The 19,480-nt window shown below is 67.3% G+C and carries 19 protein-coding genes; 7 read left to right on the top strand and 12 right to left on the bottom strand.

All coding sequences use genetic code 11. From position 1 onward, the window contains the following. Positions 1 to 17: 17 nt before the first annotated feature. Both EEB19_RS23615 and EEB19_RS23610 read left to right on the top strand, forming a co-directional pair. Positions 18 to 656 (top strand): response regulator transcription factor, encoded by a 639-nt coding sequence (locus tag EEB19_RS23615; protein WP_187589766.1) that lies wholly within the window; start codon positions 18 to 20, stop codon positions 654 to 656. Then, positions 640 to 1,908, top strand: a complete 1,269-nt coding sequence (locus EEB19_RS23610; protein ID WP_187589765.1) for a sensor histidine kinase — start codon at positions 640 to 642, stop codon at positions 1,906 to 1,908. The genes EEB19_RS23615 and EEB19_RS23610 overlap by 17 nt, the downstream gene beginning before the upstream one ends. Before the next feature lie 51 nt (positions 1,909 to 1,959). On the opposite strand, the gene EEB19_RS23605 is transcribed toward EEB19_RS23610, so the two are convergent. The 4 genes from EEB19_RS23605 to EEB19_RS23590 are packed head-to-tail and all read right to left on the bottom strand — an operon-like array spanning position 1,960 to position 7,478. After that, on the bottom strand, positions 1,960 to 3,387 hold the full coding sequence (locus EEB19_RS23605; RefSeq protein ID WP_187589764.1) for an NAD(P)/FAD-dependent oxidoreductase: 1,428 nt from the start codon (positions 3,385 to 3,387) through the stop codon (positions 1,960 to 1,962). Beyond that, positions 3,384 to 5,219, bottom strand: coding sequence for a DUF3556 domain-containing protein (locus tag EEB19_RS23600; RefSeq protein ID WP_187589763.1), 1,836 nt, complete (start codon positions 5,217 to 5,219; stop codon positions 3,384 to 3,386). The genes EEB19_RS23605 and EEB19_RS23600 overlap by 4 nt, the downstream gene beginning before the upstream one ends. Before the next feature lies 1 nt (position 5,220). After that, positions 5,221 to 6,696 carry a class I adenylate-forming enzyme family protein gene (locus EEB19_RS23595; RefSeq protein ID WP_187589762.1) on the bottom strand — a complete coding sequence of 492 codons (1,476 nt, stop codon included), beginning with the start codon at positions 6,694 to 6,696 and terminating at the stop codon, positions 5,221 to 5,223. An 11-nt stretch (positions 6,697 to 6,707) separates the two neighbouring features. Further along, the gene (locus EEB19_RS23590) at positions 6,708 to 7,478 is read right to left on the bottom strand and encodes an SDR family NAD(P)-dependent oxidoreductase (RefSeq protein ID WP_187589761.1); all 771 of its coding nucleotides are present in this window, start codon (positions 7,476 to 7,478) and stop codon (positions 6,708 to 6,710) included. Between the two features lie 202 nt (positions 7,479 to 7,680). Here EEB19_RS23590 and EEB19_RS23585 point away from each other — a divergent pair, with 202 nt between their 5' ends. Next, complete coding sequence (locus tag EEB19_RS23585; protein ID WP_262365877.1) at positions 7,681 to 8,982, top strand: CdaR family transcriptional regulator; 1,302 nt, start codon at positions 7,681 to 7,683, stop codon at positions 8,980 to 8,982. On the opposite strand, the gene EEB19_RS23580 is transcribed toward EEB19_RS23585, so the two are convergent. Continuing rightward, entirely contained in the window at positions 8,967 to 9,758 is a 792-nt protein-coding gene (locus EEB19_RS23580) for an SDR family oxidoreductase (RefSeq protein ID WP_187589760.1), read from the bottom strand. The genes EEB19_RS23585 and EEB19_RS23580 overlap by 16 nt on opposite strands. Before the next feature lie 199 nt (positions 9,759 to 9,957). On the opposite strand from EEB19_RS23580, the gene EEB19_RS23575 reads away from it, so the two are divergent. Then, positions 9,958 to 11,397, top strand: a complete 1,440-nt coding sequence (locus EEB19_RS23575) for a DUF1254 domain-containing protein (protein WP_187589759.1) — start codon at positions 9,958 to 9,960, stop codon at positions 11,395 to 11,397. A 30-nt stretch (positions 11,398 to 11,427) separates the two neighbouring features. Here the strand turns inward: EEB19_RS23575 and EEB19_RS23570 are convergent, their stop codons facing one another. Then, positions 11,428 to 12,777, bottom strand: a complete 1,350-nt coding sequence (locus EEB19_RS23570; protein ID WP_187589758.1) for a carboxylesterase family protein — start codon at positions 12,775 to 12,777, stop codon at positions 11,428 to 11,430. Positions 12,778 to 12,936: 159 nt separating this feature from the next. On the opposite strand from EEB19_RS23570, the gene EEB19_RS23565 reads away from it, so the two are divergent. Then, complete coding sequence (locus EEB19_RS23565) at positions 12,937 to 13,416, top strand: hypothetical protein (protein ID WP_187589757.1); 480 nt, start codon at positions 12,937 to 12,939, stop codon at positions 13,414 to 13,416. Positions 13,417 to 13,595: 179 nt separating this feature from the next. Here the strand turns inward: EEB19_RS23565 and EEB19_RS23560 are convergent, their stop codons facing one another. From EEB19_RS23560 to EEB19_RS23545, 4 genes are all read right to left on the bottom strand, one after another. Further along, entirely contained in the window at positions 13,596 to 13,976 is a 381-nt protein-coding gene (locus EEB19_RS23560; protein ID WP_187589756.1) for an Lsr2 family protein, read from the bottom strand. Between the two features lie 97 nt (positions 13,977 to 14,073). Continuing rightward, complete coding sequence (locus tag EEB19_RS23555) at positions 14,074 to 14,526, bottom strand: VOC family protein (protein WP_187589755.1); 453 nt, start codon at positions 14,524 to 14,526, stop codon at positions 14,074 to 14,076. 118 nt (positions 14,527 to 14,644) lie between these two features. Further along, positions 14,645 to 15,118: a hypothetical protein gene (locus tag EEB19_RS23550; RefSeq protein WP_316245484.1), complete on the bottom strand. Its 474-nt coding sequence runs from the start codon at positions 15,116 to 15,118 to the stop codon at positions 14,645 to 14,647. A gap of 370 nt (positions 15,119 to 15,488) precedes the next feature. Beyond that, positions 15,489 to 16,373: a LysR family transcriptional regulator gene (locus EEB19_RS23545; protein WP_187589753.1), complete on the bottom strand. Its 885-nt coding sequence runs from the start codon at positions 16,371 to 16,373 to the stop codon at positions 15,489 to 15,491. A gap of 95 nt (positions 16,374 to 16,468) precedes the next feature. Between EEB19_RS23545 and EEB19_RS23540 the strand changes: the two genes are divergently transcribed. Next, complete coding sequence (locus EEB19_RS23540; protein WP_187589752.1) at positions 16,469 to 17,674, top strand: MFS transporter; 1,206 nt, start codon at positions 16,469 to 16,471, stop codon at positions 17,672 to 17,674. On the opposite strand, the gene EEB19_RS23535 is transcribed toward EEB19_RS23540, so the two are convergent. Beyond that, positions 17,655 to 17,897 (bottom strand): hypothetical protein, encoded by a 243-nt coding sequence (locus tag EEB19_RS23535; RefSeq protein WP_187589751.1) that lies wholly within the window; start codon positions 17,895 to 17,897, stop codon positions 17,655 to 17,657. The genes EEB19_RS23540 and EEB19_RS23535 overlap by 20 nt on opposite strands. Continuing rightward, positions 17,897 to 18,442 carry a hypothetical protein gene (locus EEB19_RS23530; RefSeq protein WP_187589750.1) on the bottom strand — a complete coding sequence of 182 codons (546 nt, stop codon included), beginning with the start codon at positions 18,440 to 18,442 and terminating at the stop codon, positions 17,897 to 17,899. The genes EEB19_RS23535 and EEB19_RS23530 overlap by 1 nt, the downstream gene beginning before the upstream one ends. Before the next feature lie 217 nt (positions 18,443 to 18,659). On the opposite strand from EEB19_RS23530, the gene EEB19_RS23525 reads away from it, so the two are divergent. Next, positions 18,660 to 19,460, top strand: coding sequence for a PIG-L deacetylase family protein (locus tag EEB19_RS23525; RefSeq protein ID WP_262365876.1), 801 nt, complete (start codon positions 18,660 to 18,662; stop codon positions 19,458 to 19,460). Positions 19,461 to 19,480: the final 20 nt, after the last annotated feature.

Genomic DNA, 19,480 nt, shown 5'->3' with positions numbered 1-19,480 from the left:
GCGCATATCCTGAGCCGATGGATCCCCTGGTGACCGTGGTCGTCGTCGACGATCATCCCTTCTTCCGTGACGGGGTGTCGCGCGGACTCACGCAGAGCGGCCGGGTGCGTGTCGTCGGCGAAGCCGGTGACGGTGCAAGCGGATTGGAGGTGATCCGCCGCGAAGGCCCCGATGTCGCCGTCGTCGACTATCAGATGCCGGGCATGACGGGCGTGGAGGTAGCCCACGCCGTCGCCCGGGACGGCCTGGCCACCAAGGTGCTGTTGCTGTCGGCGGTGACCGACGGACCGATCGTGTTCAGGGCGCTGGAGGAGGGCGCATCCGGCTATCTGTCCAAGGACGCCGACCGCGACGAGATCGTCGGGGCGGTGACCCGGGTCGCCAAGGGCGAGACAGTCGTCCCACCCCAGCTGGCCGCGGGTCTCGTGGGCGAGATCCGGATGCGCTCGCAGCCGGATGCGCCGGTCCTCAGTGAACGGGAACGTCAGGTGCTGAACGGCTTCGCCCGCGGGCTCTCCATCCCGCAGCTGGCCGCCGAGCTGTACATCGGGGCGTCGACCGTCAAGACCCACACCCAGCGGCTCTACGAGAAGCTTGGTGTCTCCGATCGGGCGGCCGCGGTCGCCGAGGCGATGCGCCGTGGCCTCCTCGAGTAGCCCGGCGCCACTGCTGGGGTTGGCCGAACTCGCCGACGAACAGCGCATCGACACGATCCTGATCGATCACGCCTTGCAGGGCATCCGGATTCAGGTGCTGTTGCGGCTGCTGCTGTCGGTGTTCGTCATCCTGTCGGTGGTGCTCGAACCGCCCGTCTACTCGGCCGGGATCTGCATCGCGATCGCCGCGGCCTACGTCGCATGGTGCGTCGTCGGCGCGGTACTGGCTCCCCGCAGCGGCGTGCTCGCCATCCGGTTCTCGTGGCTCGCCCTGTTCGTAGATCTCCTCGCTCTCGTCGCGGTCACCGCCGTGGCCAGCCAGTCGGATCAAATCAGTTGGACCGCAGACGTTCTGGTGGTCGGGTTCGCGATCGTGCCGATGATCGCCGCCATCAGCATGCGGCCGGCCGTGTGCGCCGCCGTCGTGGTGCCGACCGTGGCGGTCTACTTCGTGGCGAACGTCATCGCCCGGGTCCCGAACGGCCGGCCGTGGTCGGTCATCGTGTTGAGCACCCTGGTGATGGCGTCCCTCGCGCTCGGCGCGGTCCTGCTCTCCCGGTTGCAGCGTTCGCGCGTGGTCACCATCGGATCGCTGGCCGCCGAACGCAGCCGGCTGCTCGACGAGGTCATGCAGATCGAGCAGCGTGAACGCCGCGATCTCGCCGAGCACCTCCACGACGGTGCGCTGCAATACGTGCTGGGTGCGCGCCAGGAACTGGCTGCGCTCGCCGACGGTGCGCCCGATCCCGCCGTCGTCACCCGTATCGACGAGGCACTCCGGGAGTCGGCGCGCCTGCTGCGCTCGACCCTCGGTGAACTCCACCCGGCGGTGCTGGAACAGGCGGGACTCGCCGTCGCCCTCGCCGACCTCGCCGAATCCTTCGAGCAGCGCGGTGCATTCGCGATCTCCGTCGACACCGTCGGCTGGCCCGACGACCTGCGCACGACGGTCGACTCGGCCCTGTTCGCCACGGCGCGGGAGCTGCTGACCAACGTGGTGAAACATGCTCGGGCGATGACCGTACAACTCACCGCCGAGGTCGACGAGGGGCGTGCGCGGGTCGTCGTGATCGACGACGGCGTGGGCGTCGACGAGGAGCATCTCCGCAGCCGTGTCGCCGGCGGGCACATCGGACTCGCCTCCCGCCGAGTCCGACTCGAAGGGCAAGGCGGCGCTCTCGTCATCCGGCGCCATCCGGCGGGCGGGACCGTGGCGATCGCCGAGGTCCCGCTGCCGAGCGGGCGGCCCTGAGCGCTCGTGCGCGGTCGGTGCCGTCAGCGCTTCGAGGTCAGCGCTTCGAGGTCAGCGCAGCGAGGTCAGCGCGGCCTCCGCAGCACGAAAGCCGCCCATACCGTGCACACCTGCTCCCGGCGGTGTGGCCGAGGAACAGAGGAACACCCCGGGCACGCCGAGTGAGTACGGATTCACCGTCGCCCGCGGGCGGAACACGATCTGGCGTGCCGTGTTGGCGCCCGTACTGATGTCACCGCAGATGTAGTTCGGGTTGTACTCCTCGAGTGCGGCCGGCGTCCGGATGGAGGTCGCCACGATCCGGTCGCGAAAGCCCGGGGCAAAGCGCTCGATCTGGCCGATGATCGCATCGGTCGCATCTCCGGGGTATCCATGGGGCACATGGGCGTACGCGTAGACCGGGTTCACCGATCCGCTCGAACGTCGCGGATCGGCCAGGAACTGTTGTCCCAGGAGCACGAACGGTCTCGCGGGCATCCGGCCCCGGACCGTGTCCTTCTCGGTGGCGGCGATCTCCTCGGCGGTACCGCCGAGATGCACAGTGCCGGCCCGCGCACAGTCGGGATTGGTCCACGGGATCTCACCATCGATGGCGAAGTCGACCTTGAAGGCGGCCGGTCCATGGCGATATCGGTCGAGGGCCCGCCGGACCCGTCCCGGCATCACGTCACCGACGATCGTCACCGCGGCCTGCGGCGACGTGTCGAGGAGGACGGCGTCCGGCCGCCGGCCGGTGAGATCGCGCAGTTGGTCGAGCGAGGTGACGGTGGTGCCGGTGACGACCTTGCCGCCCAGTGATGCCAACTCCGCGAGCAGTGCGTCGGTGATCCGTTCCGACCCGCCCTCCGCGACGGGCCACCCGACGGCATGGGCCGCGGTGGTCAGCAACATGCCGACGGAACTGCTCAGTGGTGTGTCCAACCGGCTGAACGCGTGTGCGGCGACGCCGGTGAACAATGCCCGCGCCGGGTCGTCGGAGAACCTGCCGGCGATCCACGTCGATGGTTGGACCGCTCGGACTCCGAAGCCGGCGAGTACGACCGGATGACGCGGCAGGTGCGCCAGTGGCCGGAACACCTCCCCGACGAGGGCGTCGAAATGTTCCGTGGAACCGGCGAAGAGCTTGTCCCAGGCAGCGGCATCGACACCGAGCGAGCGGGCCGTCTCGGTGCGATCACGTGCGGCGATGCCGGCCCGTCCGTCGTCGAGCGGATGGGCCAGGTCGATCTCCGGCCACCGCCAGGACAGCCCGTGCCGTTCGAGCCGCAGCGACGCGAAGAACGGCGACGCGACGCCGGTGGGGTGGAAGGCCGCACACTCGTCGTGCAGCAGACCGGGGACGGTGAGTTCGCTTGTCCGCGTGCCCCCGCCGGGGCGGTCATGGGCCTCGACGACGGTCACCTCGAGGCCGACCTGCGCCAGCCGGATGGCGGCAGCGAGCCCGTTGGGCCCGCTGCCCACCACGACGGCGGAGGTCACGCCACCGCTCCTGTGCCCCGGGTGAGGGTGTCCTGACGGCGATAGCCCTCCGCGGTCCACGACACCGACAGCGGCACCGGCCCGTTGGGCAGCCACGGCTGCTCCTTCACGCAGTCGCTGACGTTCCACGTCCCGCGTTCGACGATCCCCAGTGCGGCGTCGATGACCCGGTACTCCTGCGGCGGGTTCCGCCAGGGGGTGGGTTGCGATTCGCAGTAGGCGACGACGAGGTCGCCCGGCGCCAGGCCCAGGCGCCGCTGGATCGCGGCGATGAGTCGCTCGTCGTGCAGGTGTCCGTCACCGAAGTTCCACCCCAGGATGGTGTTGCACATGAACTCTCCTTCGCGGGTCGTCCGCGAGTCGATGTCGTCGAGGTGTTCGTACAGGACCGAGAACAGACCTCGCCCCTGACTGTGCATCGACCGCCAGGCGACCGCCTTCTGCAGGGTCATGTCCGCATCGTCACGCTCGTACGGCGTGGGCACCATCCGCTGCAACTGATCGATCTGGTTCTCCACCAACGGAAGTGCGTTCAGCCGCTCCTCGACGCCCGGTTTCATCGACCAGACCGCCGACGCCCAGTTGCCCGCGTACTGCCGCATCGACGGCAGGAACGAGACCAGGTCGGGTCGCAGATTGCCGAGCACGGGGCCGAAACACAGGATCGCGAAGACCGGGATCAGCAGCCACGGCTGCGAGAAGTTCCAGATGTTGTAGACGGAGGTGTCGAAACCCACCCACAGGACGACCGCGATGTACCCGAAGTACACATTCCATTCCAGCGGCACCGCGAGGGGGAACGTCGAGGTGATGTAGATGTGGAACGCCACGATGATCACGGCGCCGATCACCGCGATGGTCGTGTTGGTGGTGAGCAACAGCACGAGCGGGATGCCGATCTCGACGGTGGTGCCGGCGATGTGCGCCATGAACCAGGCGAACTTGCTCGGACGGAGGTCGTCGGGAGCGTTGCGGTAGAAGAGCCGCTTGACGACGCGGGGCTGGCCGGGGCTGTTGGACACCATCGGCGGTACCACGTTGATGAAGTGCTCGCCGAGTTTGGACACCCCGGCGCCGATCCAGACCACACAGATGATGATCTTGAACACGACGACGAGATCGACGAACTGCGCCGCTCCACCGTTCAGCGCCAATGCACCGAAGACCGCCGAGAACAACATGATCGGCAGATACTGCTCCGAGCGGGCGGCGAGGAAGATGACCTTGTCCCGCAGTCCCATCAGCGGCATCGTGATGAGGATGGGGATGAACGCGGCGGGGGGCACCAACTCCTGCGGCCCTGTTCCGCCGGGCAGCGAATCCACCTGCTGGGCACTGATCACCAGTGGGTAGACGAGGCTCGCGAGCACTGCCACGAAGAGGACGACGTCGACGGCCGTGCGGGTGTCACCGGCGGTACCCGGTACATGCCGGCCCCACGGAGCCATCCGAATCGTTCCGGGCCGAAGCCAATACCGGATGTTGCCGAGCATCGGCACGAAGTGACCGCACAGTGGGCCGAACGCACCGGCGAGACCGATGACCTCCAGCAGCATCAGCCAGATCGCGAGCTTCTGATAGACGACGATGTTGTCGAACCACGACGCCGGGTCGGTGAAGTGCACATACTGCGTGGTCCACGCCGTGATGGCCAGTCCGACAGCGAAGTACAGGCCGAGCATCTTGACGATGTAGACGACGTGCAGCATGCGTGGCGTCCCGAACCCGTCGTCGGCCCAATGGGTACTGAGGATTCGCATCCGCTCGCGCAGGGGGAGCCGGACGAACTGCGAGGGCTCGACCGGTTGGGTGGACGGTGAGATGAATCCCATCTCAGACTCCTTGTGGTGCAGGGTCGGCGACGAGCTGTGCGCGCAGGGCGGGCTTGTCGATCTTGCCGACCGGGTTCTTGGGCAGCGCGCCCACGATGGTGATCGAGACCGGGATCTTGATCTTGGTCAGGTGTGCGGTGCACACGCCGCGGAGTTCGTCTTCCGTGGCCGTTCGTTCGGGATGGAGCGCGACGTAGGCGACGGGCACCTCGCCGTACACCGCGTGCGGCGCTCCGACGACGGCCGCCTCGAGGACCCCCGGATGGCCGTGCAGGACGGCCTCGATCTCCTTGGGGTAGACGTTCTCGCCTCCGCGGATGACGATGTCCTTGATCCGGTCGACGAGACGGAGGTAGCCGTCCTCGTCGAGGATTCCGACGTCACCGGTGTGCAACCAGCCGTCGCCCAGTGCGTCGGCGGTCTCCTCCGGACGCCGACGATAGCCCCGCATCACGTTGGGGCCCTTGATGACCACCTCACCGCGCTCACCGGCGGGCAGCAGTGCGCCGTCGCCGCCCATGATGGCCACCACCTGTCCGGGCAGCGCCACCCCGACCGTGCCGAACCTGCGTGGTCCGTCGACCGGGTTCGCGGTCGACGCGCACGTTCCCTCGGTGAGTCCATAACCTTCGACCAACGGGAACCCGAAACGCTCTTCGGTCGCCCGGAGCAGTTCGCGCGACGCGGGCGCCGCGCCACAGATCGCGAACCGAACCGACGAGGTGTCGGCCGAGACCTCGGCGGGAAGCGACACCAGGTGGGCGTAGATTGTCGGGACCGCGGAGAAGAACGTCGGCCGGTGACGCTCGATCGCCCGGAGGAAGTCGACGGGCTGGAACCGGGCGAGCACAGTGAGCCGGCCGCCGGCGATCATCGTCGCCAGGTAACTGACACAGATCGCGTTGACGTGGAACAGCGGCAGTACCAGCAGGCAGTGGTCGTCGGCGGTCAGGCGCAAGGCCTCGACCATCGAGCCGGCCATCGCCGCGATGTTGCCGTGGTCGAGCTCGACTCCCTTCGGCCGCCCGGTCGATCCACTCGTGTAGACGAGCAACGCGAGATCGCCTGCGGTGGTGACGGGGGGCGCCAGATGCCGGATCGGTGCGCGACGCAGGTCGTCCACGAGCAGGCTGCGCCGCCCACCGTCGGGCGCTTCCGGGGATGCCCGTACAACCAGTCGGGCATCGGCATCGGATATCTGATACTCGGCCTCGGACGCAGTGAACACCGGGTTGATCGGTGTCACGGCGGCACCGACACGCCACGCGGCGGCAAGGCAGACGAGCAGCTCCACGCGGTTGGTCAACATCACCGCGACGACCGATCCCGGGCCGACGCCGTGATCGGCGAACTGTTCTGCGGCACCGTCGACCCTGGTGCCGAACTCGCCGTAGGTCAAGGTGATCCGCTCATCACCCACGCACGGTCGGTTCGCGCGTGAATCCGGTTGGTGCCAGGGAAGATACGTCATGTCCATGGTGCGGGCCCTCAGAACAGTCCGGCGTCGAGGCCGCCGTCGAGAACGAGACCGGAACCCGAGCAGAACGACGAATCGTCGCCGGACAGGAACAGCACCGACTTCGCGATCTCCTCGACCGTTCCGTAGCGGCCCTGCTTCTGCTCGATGAGACCGTCGAACCCACCCGCCGGGAGTCCGAGCGCCGCCTCGAAGCCCTGTACCTGATCGGTCACGAGCTGGGTCGCGACGAATCCCGGCAGAACCGCGTTCACCCGAACCCCGTGCGCGCGCAGCTCGATGGCGGCGGTCTTGGTGAGGTTGACGACGCCGGCCTTGGCGGCTGCGTACGAGGACACCAGCGGCGTCCCGGCGAGAGCGGTCACCGAGCCGATCGTGACGATGCTGCCACCACCGCTGGCGATGATGGCGGGCGCGGCATGGCGGATGGAGAGGAAGACTCCGTCGAGATTGATCGAGGTGACCTTCCGCCACGCGGCGAGATCCATCTCCACGATGGGCGCCACCGATGCGATGCCGGCGTTCGGGATCATCACCTGCAGCCCGCCGTACGTCGCAACAGTCGCCTCGACGAGACTCTTCATCTGCTCTTCGTCGCGGACGTCGCACGCGATCGCGGTGGCGTTCTGCAGTTGTCCCGCCGCGTCCTTCGCCGCGGCCTCGTCGATGTCGGAGACGACGACATTGGCGCCGGCCGACGACAGTTGGCGGGCGATCTCCAGTCCGATGCCGTGCGCTGCTCCGGTGACGATCGCGGTCTTCCCAGAGAGATCGGGTGCCATGGGTTCTTCCTTCGCTTGAGGGGTGTGAGCTGCGATGAGCGTAGAGAGCGCACACCGGCGAAGGATTGTTCTCAGGACACGAACTTTCTCCCGTTCGTTGTGGCATGGTTCACATCGGCGCCACACTTCCGGCGGCCGCCACCATAGGTGGCAGCATGCTCTTGGTTTCGGAGTACAAACCGTCGAATCGAAGGAGTGACCGATGAGCGGTGACGCGGGTGTGGAGCTGCGCCGGCGGGCAGCGGCACGAGTCGCCGAGGTGGCCAAGACGATGGGGGCCGAGTTGCCGAATCTGGGCCGTACCCTGCACACCGAGATCGCCGATGCGATACCCGAGTTGCGTGGCGATGACGTCATCCTCGAGTTGCTGCGGGCAAGCACGGAGAGCAACGTCGAAACGTTCCTTCACGTCGCCCAACACGACATCCGCATCGAGGACGTGCGTCCACCGTCGGCCGCGACCGAGTACGCACATCGACTGGCACAGCGCGCCATCTCCGCGAACGCACTGCTACGCGCATACCGCATCGGACAGAATCGGGTCCTCGACTGGGTTGTCGACCAGGTCGCCGCCACCGAACCCGATCGGGAGGTCGCGTTCGCCGCGTCCCAGATCTTTCGCACGACCACCTTCGCCTACGTCGACCGGGTTGCCGAGCAGGTCGTCGCCGAATACGAGGCCGAGCGTGAGCGTTGGCTCGCCAACCGCAACACGGTCCGCACCGCGATGCTCACCACCATCCTGTCCGGCCGGGACCACGATCTGGGTACTGCCGAGTCGGCCCTGGGTTACCGCCTGCGCCAGCACCACCTCGGTGTGGTGATCTCGACATCCGATGACCACGGTGTGCCGAGCGAACTACGTCGGATGGAGTCGCTCGTCGCCGCGATCGGCGACGCCGTCGCCGCCGACGGGCCCGCACTGTTCCTGCCGCAGGACCGCGGCCTCGCATGGTGCTGGATTCCCCTGGGGCGCAGCCGAGAAGGGCACCGCATCGATCGGCGGGTGATCGACGACCTGGCCGCCGCGGCAGGCTCATCCGTCCGTGTCGCTCTCGGTCGACCGCACGCGGCGACCGACGGCTTCCGGATGAGCCATCAGGAGGCTCAGCGCGCTCACGTCGTCGCCTCGATCGCCGGTGACCGCCAGGTCACCGACTTCGACGACGCCGGCGTCCAGCTGTGCTCGATCCTCGCACGCGACCTCGACGCGACGAAGGATCTCGTCGCGTTCTCGCTCGGTGGACTGGCCGTCGACGACGAGAACATGGCGTTGCTGCGAGCGACACTCCTGGCGTTCCTACAGGCCGGGAGCAGCTACGTCGCGGCGGCCGAAGTGGTCCACCTCCACAAGAACACGGTGAAATATCGCGTCGACAAGGCGATCGACGCGCGCGGCAGACCGCTCGACGACGACCGACTCACCCTCGAACTCGCGCTGACGGCATGCCACTGGCTGGGCCGGGCCGTCCTTCCCCGGTCCACCCGTCAGGCACGCGCCTGACGGCGGTCGCCCAGCATCCGCATAACCTTCAGCGCAGGCAGCCCGATGCTGGGCGCGACGTCGATCCCGCGCACCAGGATCCCGCGCCACCGGGGGAGCACCCGGAAGATCTGGCGACTCTCGATCAGGGCCATCGCGGCCCGGGCGACGTTGTCCTCGTCGAGCGGCTTCGGGCCGGAGAACAACATGGCGGCACCCGGATCCGTCGCGTGCGAGGTGACCATCCGGGTGCCGACGACGTCCGGGCACAACGCCCTGGCCCGGATCGGACGGCCCGCATGGGCGAGATCGCCCTGCAGCGACGTGGTGTACGACAGCACCGCAGCCTTGGTCGCCGCATAGAGCGCGAGTCCCGGCACCGGGGTGAGTGCGGAAATGGATGAGATGTTGAGGATCACGCCGCCGCCCGCACCCATGGCCGCGACCGCTGCCGCGGATCCCGCCATGACACCCCGGACGTTGACCTCGAGGATGGTGGCGATCTCTTCGTCGGAATGGGTCCAGGCGTCGCCGGCGTACAGCACTCCGGCGTTGTTGACCCACACACGCAGTTCACCACGAGCAGTGGCTTCTTCGGCGATCTTGCGGTGAGCCGCGATGTCGCGGACGTCATGGGCGAAACCGACCGCGCCGCGACCGATCTCGGCGGCGGCACGCTCGGCCGCGTCGCCGTCGATGTCGGTGACGATGACACGATGTCCGGCATCGGCGAGTCGGTGGGCGACGGCGAGCCCGATCCCACGACCGGCTCCGGTGATGACTGCTGTGGTACTCATGGCGCGAACTCTAGAGAGCTCAGTCCCCTGTCGCTCGTGGCCGCGACACAAGGTTTCGTCGCGACGTTGGTCGACGCATCCAGCCGCGATCCGAGTCCCGATGACTACCATCTCAGTGGGACCCGCCGCCGCGGTGGACTCGGTCTCGCTGCCGGGTGTCCCAGCTCCGACCGAACCGCCACACGTGAAAGGCTTTGCCATGTCTGAGAAGACGACCAACCAGAACGTCGGGCCGGAATCGGTACCACCGCTGGTTCGCCAGATCAATGGCGGGAACTGGTTGGCACAGGACGAAGCCGAAGGTCTGCGGGCCGAGTTGTACTATCAGCGCGCGATCCACGCATACATGACGATGCAGCCGGCCCTCAACGTGATCGGCATGCGCGACGGGTCGGAGAAGGTGTTCGGTCGCGGGTATCACGTCCTGCCCATCTGGAAGGACCGGATGGACAGCCGCACCTGGATTCCCACCCCGAACGCCGACGTCATCTACGCGATGAGCTACCTGGATCTCAAGGAGACCGGTCCCCTCGTCGTCGACGCTCCGCCGAACGTCATCGGCATGTTCACCGACTTCTTCCAGCGCACCCTCACCGATGTCGGTGCGATCGGTCCGGATCGGGCGCGGGGTGGCCTGTACCTTCTCCTGCCGCCCAACTACGACGGCCACGTGCCCGGCGGCTATTACACCGTCACATCGTCGACCTACAACGTCTTCTTGTTCTTCCGCACGGTGATGGGTCAGGGGGACGGCCGACCGGACCCCGCGGCCGGGGTCGCGATCGCCGAACGCACCCGGGTCTTCCCGCTCTGGACACCGGAGAAGGACGTGCCCGCCATGGAGTTCCCCAACGCCAGCGGTCAACGCCTGAACATGATGTACCCCACCGATTTCTCGTATTGGACAACTCTGAAGAAGTTCGTCGACCACGAGCCGGTCTCCGCGATCGACCCGGAACTCCGCGGGGTACTCGCCTCGATCGGGATCATCAAGGGACACCCGTTCGAGCTGGCCGACTGGCAGCGGACACAACTCGACCGTGCCGTGACCGATGCACCGCGGATGATCCTCGCGCTCGCCCAGCTCGGAAGGGACGACGACCGCAACTACTATTACGACGACCGTCAGTGGCAGGTCGCGTGGGCGGGCGGCACCGCCGAGTGGATGCAGGAGAGCTACCTCGACATCAACACGCGGGCACGCTTTTTCCAGTACGCGTACTCGTCGGCGCCCGCGATGAACATCCACTCGACCGGAGCAGGGTCGAAGTACCCGTTCACCTACCGTGACGCCGACGGCGACATCCTGCGCGGCAGCAATACCTACCGACTACACCTCCCGCCGAATGTGCCCGCCGGCCTGTTCTGGGCCACCACCGCATACAACGTGACCGACGGAACCATGCCCGAGACCGATCAGCTCCTTCCCTCCACCAACGGCTACTACGACATCCCGACCAATCAGGACGGATCGATCGACATCTTCTTCGGACCGCAGCAGCCGGACGGCGTCGCGGACTCCGCGTTCGTCAAAACCGTTCCGGGAAGGGACTTTCTCGTGGCGTTTCGGCTGTACGGCACCGAGGTGGCCTTCTACGACCAGACATGGCGGCCCGATGACCTGGTCAAGGTGAGCTGAGCGCCGCAGACGGGTGGTCGGCGCGACGGGTCACGGTCGGTCGAACCGGATCAGTCCGCGCACATCCTCCGGCGCCGACACCCCGTCCCTCGCGACGTCGGCCCAGATCTGCCGCAGGCGGCGTCCGTTCTTCTCGACGGCGGACCAGCTGTGCCCCACCAGGATCGGCGCTTCGTGCCAGGTCCGGCGATCGCCGAAGAGCAACGGGATGTCGACGGTATGGCTCGCCCGCAGTGGATGGCCGGGCACCCCCCATTCGAGGATGTAGCCCGTCGCATGTCCGCCCGCGCGGCGGTGCCGACGCAGGAAGTGGGCGCCGGCGTTCGCGTAGACGGCGCGCGTGATACGTCCACTGATGAACTCGTACAACCGGTTTCCGACGACCGGCACCCGAGGCAGAGCGGCGAGGCCGGGGACGGCGGAGGTGAAGAAGGCGGCTTCGCGCTCGTTCCATCCGATGAGGACCTCGATACGGGCCGCGGCGTGCGCCCACGCAGCGTCGATGTCCTCTTCCGGCGGAAGTGGGGCATGACCGTACTGCGTGCCGAACGCCATCGTCGCGCGGAGCCCGTGCCGCACCAGCAGTTCGCCGCCGCGGGCGAGCCTGCGCTGTGCGCGGAGCACGTCGTCGATGGGGGTGTCGGCGTCGAGGTCCCTGGTGGCCGCGACCATCGCGTCGTACATCCCCGCGCGTCGCGAGGCCAATCCCAGCGGTGCGCTCTGCAAGATGACGCGCCGGAACAGACCGGTGGTGCCGTCGGCGATCATCAGATGGGCGGCCGCGTCCGCGCCGGCCGACTCCCCGAACACGGTGACACCGGCCGGGTCGCCACCGAAGGCGCCGATGTTGCGCGCAACCCAGCGCAGGGCCTCGATCATGTCCAGCAGTCCCAGATTCGCTGGTCGATCGATGCCGTCGCCGACGAAGCCGAGCAGGCCCAGCCGGTAGGTGACCCCCACGACGATGACCCGCTGCTCGGCGACCAGCCGGGCCGGATCGTGGCAGGGCGCATCGGCGGCGCCCAGCACATAGGACCCACCGTGAATCCACACCATCACCGGGAGGGTCTCGTCAGGCGTCCGGTCGGCAGGCAGCGTCACCGACACCCGGAGACAGTCCTCGTCCTCGCGGAGGTCGCCGAAGGCGGCCGGTCCGAATCGGCCCCGCAGCAGATCGTCGGTGACATTCTGCGGGGCTGCCGGCGACCATTCGGTCGCGTCGATGGTCTCCGACGACGGCGGTTCCGCGGTCGGCACCGCGAAGCGGGCGGCCCGGGCGTACCGGATGCCGGTCGCCCGGATGACGTCGCCGTCGCGTCGGCCGACGATCGTCCCCGCCGGGGCGTCGACGGTGATCGTGTCCATCGGTGTCTCGGTCATGACCCCAGTCAACCCGACCGTGTCCACCGATCGGTGGACATCCCGGTCAACCGGCTGATCGCCTGGTCGGCGGAGTCCGGGATCGCCGCCCACCGAGCAGAGTCATGGGTGTCGCCGGAACGATCAGCGCCCCGGCACCCCACTCGAGGAGACCCGCTCATGAACATCACCACCCGCCGCATCGCAGCCGCCACCGCCGGAGTCGCCGCCGTCGCCGCCGTCGTCGGGATCGGCCTGATCGGGACCGGCGTCGCCAACGCCGGCACCCTGCCGGTCACCCGCCCCGGCGAACCGACCATCGCGATGACGATCACCAACCACACCGACAAGCCCGAATACCTGATCGGCTCGACCGCGGGACAGTCCGGGCAGTGGGTCAATGCACCGCAGCGCGTCCTGTACCCCGGGGCCAGCGAAACGATCACCGCCGTCGCGCCGTTCTCGAACTACCTGACCGTCAACGCGCAGTACAAGATCGGTGCCGCCGGGCCGACCGCCAACTACGAGATCGAGAACATGAAGGGCAACGTGAACACGGCGATGAGCGGGATCTGGGGCCCGCACTCGCAGCAGTACTGGATGAACAACACGATCAGCAGCCGCTACCCGAACGTCAACGTCGGCTTCGATCAGTGGTGAGCGCCACCTCCGCGTCGTCGAGGACCCGGCGCCGTAGAACCCGCGTCAGAGAACGCGAAGTCAAAGAGCGGACCGACGAAAGGAGACTTCCTCGAAACGAATCGTGACCACAACCGAATACGAGCACCCCCGAACGATTCCCCGCCCACCTCCCGGGCGGGGAATCGTGCTTTCACCGCTCAGTGCGCGTTGTCGAACGCCTCGATGACGTCGACCGGGAGCCGTCCGCGCGACGACACGTCGTAGCCGTTCTCCCGCGCCCATTCGCGCACCGCACGGTTGTGCGCCTGCTTCACCGAGTTCGGAGCCGGTGCGGCGTTCGTCCCGGCTCCCCCGCTCGTCCTGACCTGATCAGCGTTTCGAATGTACTTGGCCAGGTCTTTCTCCAGCCGCGCGACATTGGTCGTGCGCAGGTCGAGGCGATAGCGCGCGGCCTTCCGCCCGGGCAACTTGACCTCGATCTCGACCCGGTTGAGGTCATCAGGATCGATGACCTTCCCGTCGACGTCGTCGATGATCTCCACACGTTCCACTTTCACCACCGCGAACGCCCTCCCCATTGTCCATAGTGAATATCTGATGCGGCATCGTACACATCGATCCGCCACGCGCGCCGCGAAGAGGCCGTCGATGACGAAGGCCCCACGCTCTCCGGCGTCACGCGGACGCGGGATCGCCCGTCGTCAGCTCCTCGGCGAGCATCACGATGATGCCGCTCGGCCCGCGGATGTAGCTGAGCTTGTAGACGTCCTCATACGTCGCCACCCCACGGAGCGGATGGCAGCCGTGCCGTGCCGCGATCTCGAGCGCAGCGTCTATGTCGTCGACCTTGAACGCCACCCGGTGCATGCCGATCACGTTGGGGCGCATGGGCTCCGACTCGATCGCCGACGGATGGATGTACTCGAAGAGCTCGAGCCGGCCGCCACCGTCGGGGGTCTGGAGCATCGCGATCTTCGCGTGGTTGCCGTCGAGACCGACGGCCGTGTCGGTCCACTCACCGCTCACAGTGTCGCGCCCGAGGACCGTCAGACCGAGGTCGGTGAAGAAGGCGATCGCCTCGTCGAGGTCACGGACCGCGATACCGACGTTCTCGAGTGTGATGGGCATGTTCGGATGCTACCGAGTGGGATCGATCGGTGACGTCGGCCGCGCTCCGCGCACACAAACGTAGCGGGAATCGTCGTATAGAGACGATTCCCGCTACGTCTGGATCAGGTCGATGACCTCAGGGAATGAGCGACTCCAGTGAACCGAAGGCGCCACCCGCACCGGTCGCGGCGAAGTTCGTCGTGCAGCCGTTGAAGCTGACGTTGTCGACGTTCACCTTGCCATTGCCTGAATTCGGCTGGCTGGAGATGCCGTAGTCGTCCACGACGGTCGTCTTGCCTTCGCTGTTGGCAGCGGTGACGAGCTGCGCGAGCGTCGCGTTCTGGCCCTTGGTGATACCGGGCAGGTCGCGGGTGGCCCACCATTGATCCGACGACGCCGCGTCGGCCGTCTTCCCTGCCTTGTCAGGCGCGGACCAGACGAGCGTCGCGAATCCGTCTCCTGATCCGGTGTTGGCACCGGTCACGCGGATCTGCCAATTCGCGTTTCCTTCGGACTTCTCGAAGGTGAACGGCTTGTTCACGACATCCGCCAACGGTGTCTTCCCGGCGGGATGATACGAGGCCTGCCGCGGGGTCGTCGGAGACGTCACGAACTCGAGTGAACCGTCTTGGTCCTGAACATTCGTAGCCGTAATCTTCCCTGCTTGCCCACGCTCGTCACCAAACGAGTTTCCCCACCCGTTCGGGCTGGTGGGTGTCGCCGTCTCCGCGCAGGAGAAGCTCGCCGTCGGTGCCGCGGTCGCAACTCCCGGAAGAGCGAATGTCGCAGCTCCCAATGCCATTCCGCCGACAATTGCGCGTGTCAGATTTCGTCGCATTCGGTTCTTGCCTCCAAGACATCGTTGTAGGAGTTCGTTCTCGGACACAGCTTCCGCACGCTAACAAGTGAGTACGCGCGTATCCACCCTTTTCGCGTAGAACTCAGGATGGCGAATCCTCCGATTGCGTAAGTGAATTCGCTTACGGCGTGGCACTTCTCCGCACCACGAACTCCCTGAACCGTTCCGAGGCCTCGGGCAACGGACGGGGTCGGAACCAGGTGAGCCCGATCTCCCGGGATTCGCCGGACAGCGGAATCAGGGCGACATCGGGAGCGACGCCGCGGCGCGGGCCCGGGTCGTCGACGGGTACCACCCCGATGCCGAGGCCCGCCCCGACGAGTCCGGTGATGGTGGCCAGTTCCGCCGATTCGAACGTGATGGTCGGCGCGATGTCGGCGGCGGCACACAGTTCGTCGAAGATCCTCCGCATGCCGAAGCCTCGTTCCATGACGATGAACTCCTCGTCGGCCGCCTCGGCGAGACCGATGGTGACACGGCCGGCGAAACGATGACTCCGCGGAACCACCAGGGCGAGAGTCTGTTCGGCGATCGGGTGCCACGCCATGTCGGTCCGCATGGGCCGCGGTGAGACGATCGCAAGATCCGCGTCCCCGTTGACCACGTGATCGACGACCGTTGCCGCCGCATCCTGGGTGAGCGTGAACCGCGCACCGGGGTTCGCGTCCCGGAATCCGCGGATGAGATCCGGCACGAGCAGCACCCCGAACGAGTGGAGGAACGCGAGCCGCACCGCGCCCCGAGTCGGGCGGCGCAACTCCTCGATCTCACGGCGGGCCGTATCGAGTTGTACGCGGGCACGGCGAGCACGCTCGAGGTAGACCTGTCCGAATCGGTTGAGCACCAGCCTGCGTCCGCGCCGGTCGAAGAGCTCGACCCCGAGATCGACCTCCAGACGTCCGACGAACCGGGACAGCGTCGGTTGCGACACCCGCACCTGCTCGCCCGCCGCGGTCAGGTTCTCCGCCTCCGCGATGGCGATGAACCAGTCGAGTTCGTGATGCACGCATGCTAGTCTAGCTGCTGTTATACAGATTTGAATGAGCAGTCCCGCAACGATTCATTTTGAGCAACAGCGCTCGGGTGTGACGCTGGATCACGATGACGACGACGGCCACCCCCACCCCCGCGGCACGCCACCTCCCAGGTTCGGCCGGGTATCGGCGCGCCACGATCGCCCTGTTCGCCGCAGGCATGACGACCTTCATGGCGCTGTATTACGTGCAGGCGTTGTTGCCGCAGCTCTCCGACCATTTCGGCATCTCGCCGACGACGTCCGCGCTCGCGGTGTCGTTGACGACCGGTTTCCTGGCAGTCGCGATCATCCCGGCGAGCGTCCTCTCCGAACGGTTCGGGCGTGTACGCGTGATGGTGATCTCCGCGGTCGCCGCGTCCGTCGTCGGCATCCTGCTGCCCTGGGCACCGACGATCGAGGTGATGCTCGCCGGACGGGCGCTGCAGGGCGTTCTCTGTGCCGGTGTCCCCGCGGTGGCGATGGCCTATCTCGCCGAGGAGGTCGACGGACGCTCACTCGGCACCGCGATGGGCCGATACGTCGCAGGCACGACGATCGGCGGTCTGACCGGACGTCTGATCCCAGGATTCGCCGTCGATCTGGTGTCCTGGCAATGGGCCCTGGAGATCGCGTGCCTGGTCTCCCTCGGGTTCGCTCTCGTGTTCTGGCGGACGGTGCCACCGTCGAGGTTCTTCACACCCCAGCACGTGTCGCCGGCGACGACGCTCCGCAATCTCCGGAATCACCTGCGCGATCCTGCGTTGCTGCCGCTGTTCATCATCGCGTTCGTGCTCATGGGCGGGTTCGTCACCGTCTACAACTTCCTCGGCTACCGCCTCCTGCAGCATCCGTTCGACCTCAGCGAGGCCGTCGTCGCCACCGTCTTCCTCATGTACCTCGCCGGCACATTCTCCGCGACGTACGCTGGTCGGCTCGCCGACCGGATGGGCCGACGGGGCGTGCTCGTCGCGGCGGTGCTGATCATGCTCGCCGGCCTCGGGCTGACCGTTCCGGACTGGTTGCCGACGGTTCTCGTCGGCATGTTCCTGTTCACCGCCGGCTTCTTCGCGGCCCACTCCGTGGCCAGTGGCTGGGTCTCGGCTCGTGCGACGGATCATCGCGCGGAGGCGTCGTCGCTCTACCTTCTCCACTACTATCTCGGCAGCTCCGTCGTGGGAGCGCTTGGCGGACTGGCCTTCTCATCGCTCGGATGGGTGGGTGTGGCGAGCTATGTCGGTGTGCTGGTGCTCGTCGGCATGGGGCTGGTGGTGTTCAGGTCCAGTGCTCGGTGATCGCCTCGATCGTGGCGATCACGTCGTCGGCGGCGCCCTCCGGCGTACCGTCCGGACGCACCGTGACGTCGTTCCCGAGAAGGTCGATGATGCGTTCCGCGTACGCCTGATCGGGGTCGGATCGCGTCTCGAGGTCATCAGCCGCATCTGCACCGGCATGTGCCAGCACGCTCGCGCGGATGCGCGTCCGTTGCTCGTCGGTGAAAGGGTCCAGGAATCTCATCAGTGCCTCCATCCCGCCCGGTTACGGGGCCAGCATGTCACGACCTTGCCCTGACCGTTCAGCACCACCGTCGCGTTGCGGCCCTCGTAGCGGAACGTCGTGCCGTACTGCCCGGATTGCCGGACCACTCGGGTCGGATGGTGGACGGCATCGCGGAGTGCAGCGTCGTTGACGCCGTGTCCGTTGCGGTTCAGCCGGTTCTGCTGGCCGTGGTCGGTGTATCCGGTGATCTGTTTCGGGGCCGCCGGCGGCAACGCCGGTCGCTGCGGCGGTGGAGCGACCGCCCGACAGCGCGCCCTCCACTGGGCTTGCTCGGCACGCAAGGCCGCCGCCTCCGCGTTGTACGCATTCGCCTGCGCCTGCTGCTGCGGCACCCGGAACACGTGGGGCTTGGCGTTGTGCGCCTGGATCCTGGCCTGGATGGAGCGCGCCTGCGCCGCACACGACGAGGACGGCGCGGCGTCGGCGACCGCCGCGATCGTCGGCGCGCCGGAGAACAGCAGACCCGCGAGAACACAGAGGGCCAGAACTGCACGACGAGTCATCGAGCACCACCTGTCAGCCGGAAATCGTCGTGGCGGAATCACTTTCGATGTGAGCCGCCCCGGAGACCGGTCCGTCGCCGGTCATCTGCGGATGACGGTAGCGATCCCGTCGCGGTCACGGGATCGTTCATGTGGCCGATCGTTTCGGTGGCGGACTCCGGGAACATTCACGGCCACGAGGAGCGTCGACTCCGCGACCGATGACATGATCGACGGCGTGAGCACAATCGTTTTCGTCCATGCCCATCCGGACGACGAGGGGACGGGCACGGCGGGCAGCATGATCCGCGCATCGCGCGAAGGGCACCGGGTGGTCGTCGTCTACTGCACCGACGGTGACCCGGGCGACGTGCCCGACGATCTGGCGCCCGGCGAGACGGTCGCGAGTCGACGGCGCGCAGAGGCCGAGGCCTCCGCGCTGATCACCGGGACGGCGCGCGTGGCCTGGCTGGGCTACTCGGACTCCGGGATGACGGGGTGGGCCCGCAACCACGCCGACGGCATCTTCTCGCGCGCCGATTCCGACGAGGCGGCCCGCCGACTGGCCGATCTGTTCGACGAGGAGGACGCCGACGTCGTCGTCGGCTACGACTGGCATGGCGGATACGGCCACCCGGATCACATCATGTTGCACCGGACGACCCTCGCCGCGGTCGACATCGCGGCCCGCCGACCGCGGTACCTGGAGGTCACCATGAACCGTGATCTGATGCGGCAGCTGTTCGTGGCCATGACCGAGATGGGCATGGAGGGTTACGACCCGGACACCAACGGCGACGACGGCAATCCGATCGGTACACCGGAGGCCGAATTGCACTGGGCCGTCGACCTGGGCGACGACGTGATGACCAAACGCGAGGCGCTCGCCTGCCACGCCAGCCAGACCGACGTCCGGCAGATCCTCGAGATCCCCGTCGAGGCATTCCCGTTCGCGTTCGGCACCGAGCACTACATCGAGCCCGGCCGCCCGCCCGGCATGGTGCGCGGGTGGTGGCTCGACGACGCACCCGCGGAGTGATCTGCCCCCTGCCCTGTCTC

The sequence above is a fragment of the Gordonia sp. OPL2 genome (assembly GCF_003797825.1).
Classification (GTDB): Bacteria; Actinomycetota; Actinomycetes; order Mycobacteriales; family Mycobacteriaceae; genus Gordonia.
This window is presented reverse-complemented; position numbering and strand designations above follow the sequence as displayed.

What these genes read in the sequence shown, in the direction of transcription:
- EEB19_RS23575 (WP_187589759.1), top strand. Translation starts at nt 9,958, where the DNA reads ATGTCTGAGAAGACGACCAACCAGAACGTCGGGCCGGAATCGGTACCA.
- EEB19_RS23565 (WP_187589757.1), top strand. Translation starts at nt 12,937, where the DNA reads ATGAACATCACCACCCGCCGCATCGCAGCCGCCACCGCCGGAGTCGCC.
- EEB19_RS23590 (WP_187589761.1), bottom strand. Translation starts at nt 7,478, where the DNA reads ATGGCACCCGATCTCTCTGGGAAGACCGCGATCGTCACCGGAGCAGCG.
- EEB19_RS23530 (WP_187589750.1), bottom strand. Translation starts at nt 18,442, where the DNA reads ATGACTCGTCGTGCAGTTCTGGCCCTCTGTGTTCTCGCGGGTCTGCTG.
- EEB19_RS23595 (WP_187589762.1), bottom strand. Translation starts at nt 6,696, where the DNA reads ATGGACATGACGTATCTTCCCTGGCACCAACCGGATTCACGCGCGAAC.
- EEB19_RS23570 (WP_187589758.1), bottom strand. Translation starts at nt 12,777, where the DNA reads ATGACCGAGACACCGATGGACACGATCACCGTCGACGCCCCGGCGGGG.
- EEB19_RS23560 (WP_187589756.1), bottom strand. Translation starts at nt 13,976, where the DNA reads ATGGGGAGGGCGTTCGCGGTGGTGAAAGTGGAACGTGTGGAGATCATC.
- EEB19_RS23600 (WP_187589763.1), bottom strand. Translation starts at nt 5,219, where the DNA reads ATGGGATTCATCTCACCGTCCACCCAACCGGTCGAGCCCTCGCAGTTC.
- EEB19_RS23585 (WP_262365877.1), top strand. Translation starts at nt 7,681, where the DNA reads ATGAGCGGTGACGCGGGTGTGGAGCTGCGCCGGCGGGCAGCGGCACGA.
- EEB19_RS23555 (WP_187589755.1), bottom strand. Translation starts at nt 14,526, where the DNA reads ATGCCCATCACACTCGAGAACGTCGGTATCGCGGTCCGTGACCTCGAC.
- EEB19_RS23580 (WP_187589760.1), bottom strand. Translation starts at nt 9,758, where the DNA reads ATGAGTACCACAGCAGTCATCACCGGAGCCGGTCGTGGGATCGGGCTC.
- EEB19_RS23535 (WP_187589751.1), bottom strand. Translation starts at nt 17,897, where the DNA reads ATGAGATTCCTGGACCCTTTCACCGACGAGCAACGGACGCGCATCCGC.
- EEB19_RS23540 (WP_187589752.1), top strand. Translation starts at nt 16,469, where the DNA reads ATGACGACGACGGCCACCCCCACCCCCGCGGCACGCCACCTCCCAGGT.
- EEB19_RS23615 (WP_187589766.1), top strand. Translation starts at nt 18, where the DNA reads ATGGATCCCCTGGTGACCGTGGTCGTCGTCGACGATCATCCCTTCTTC.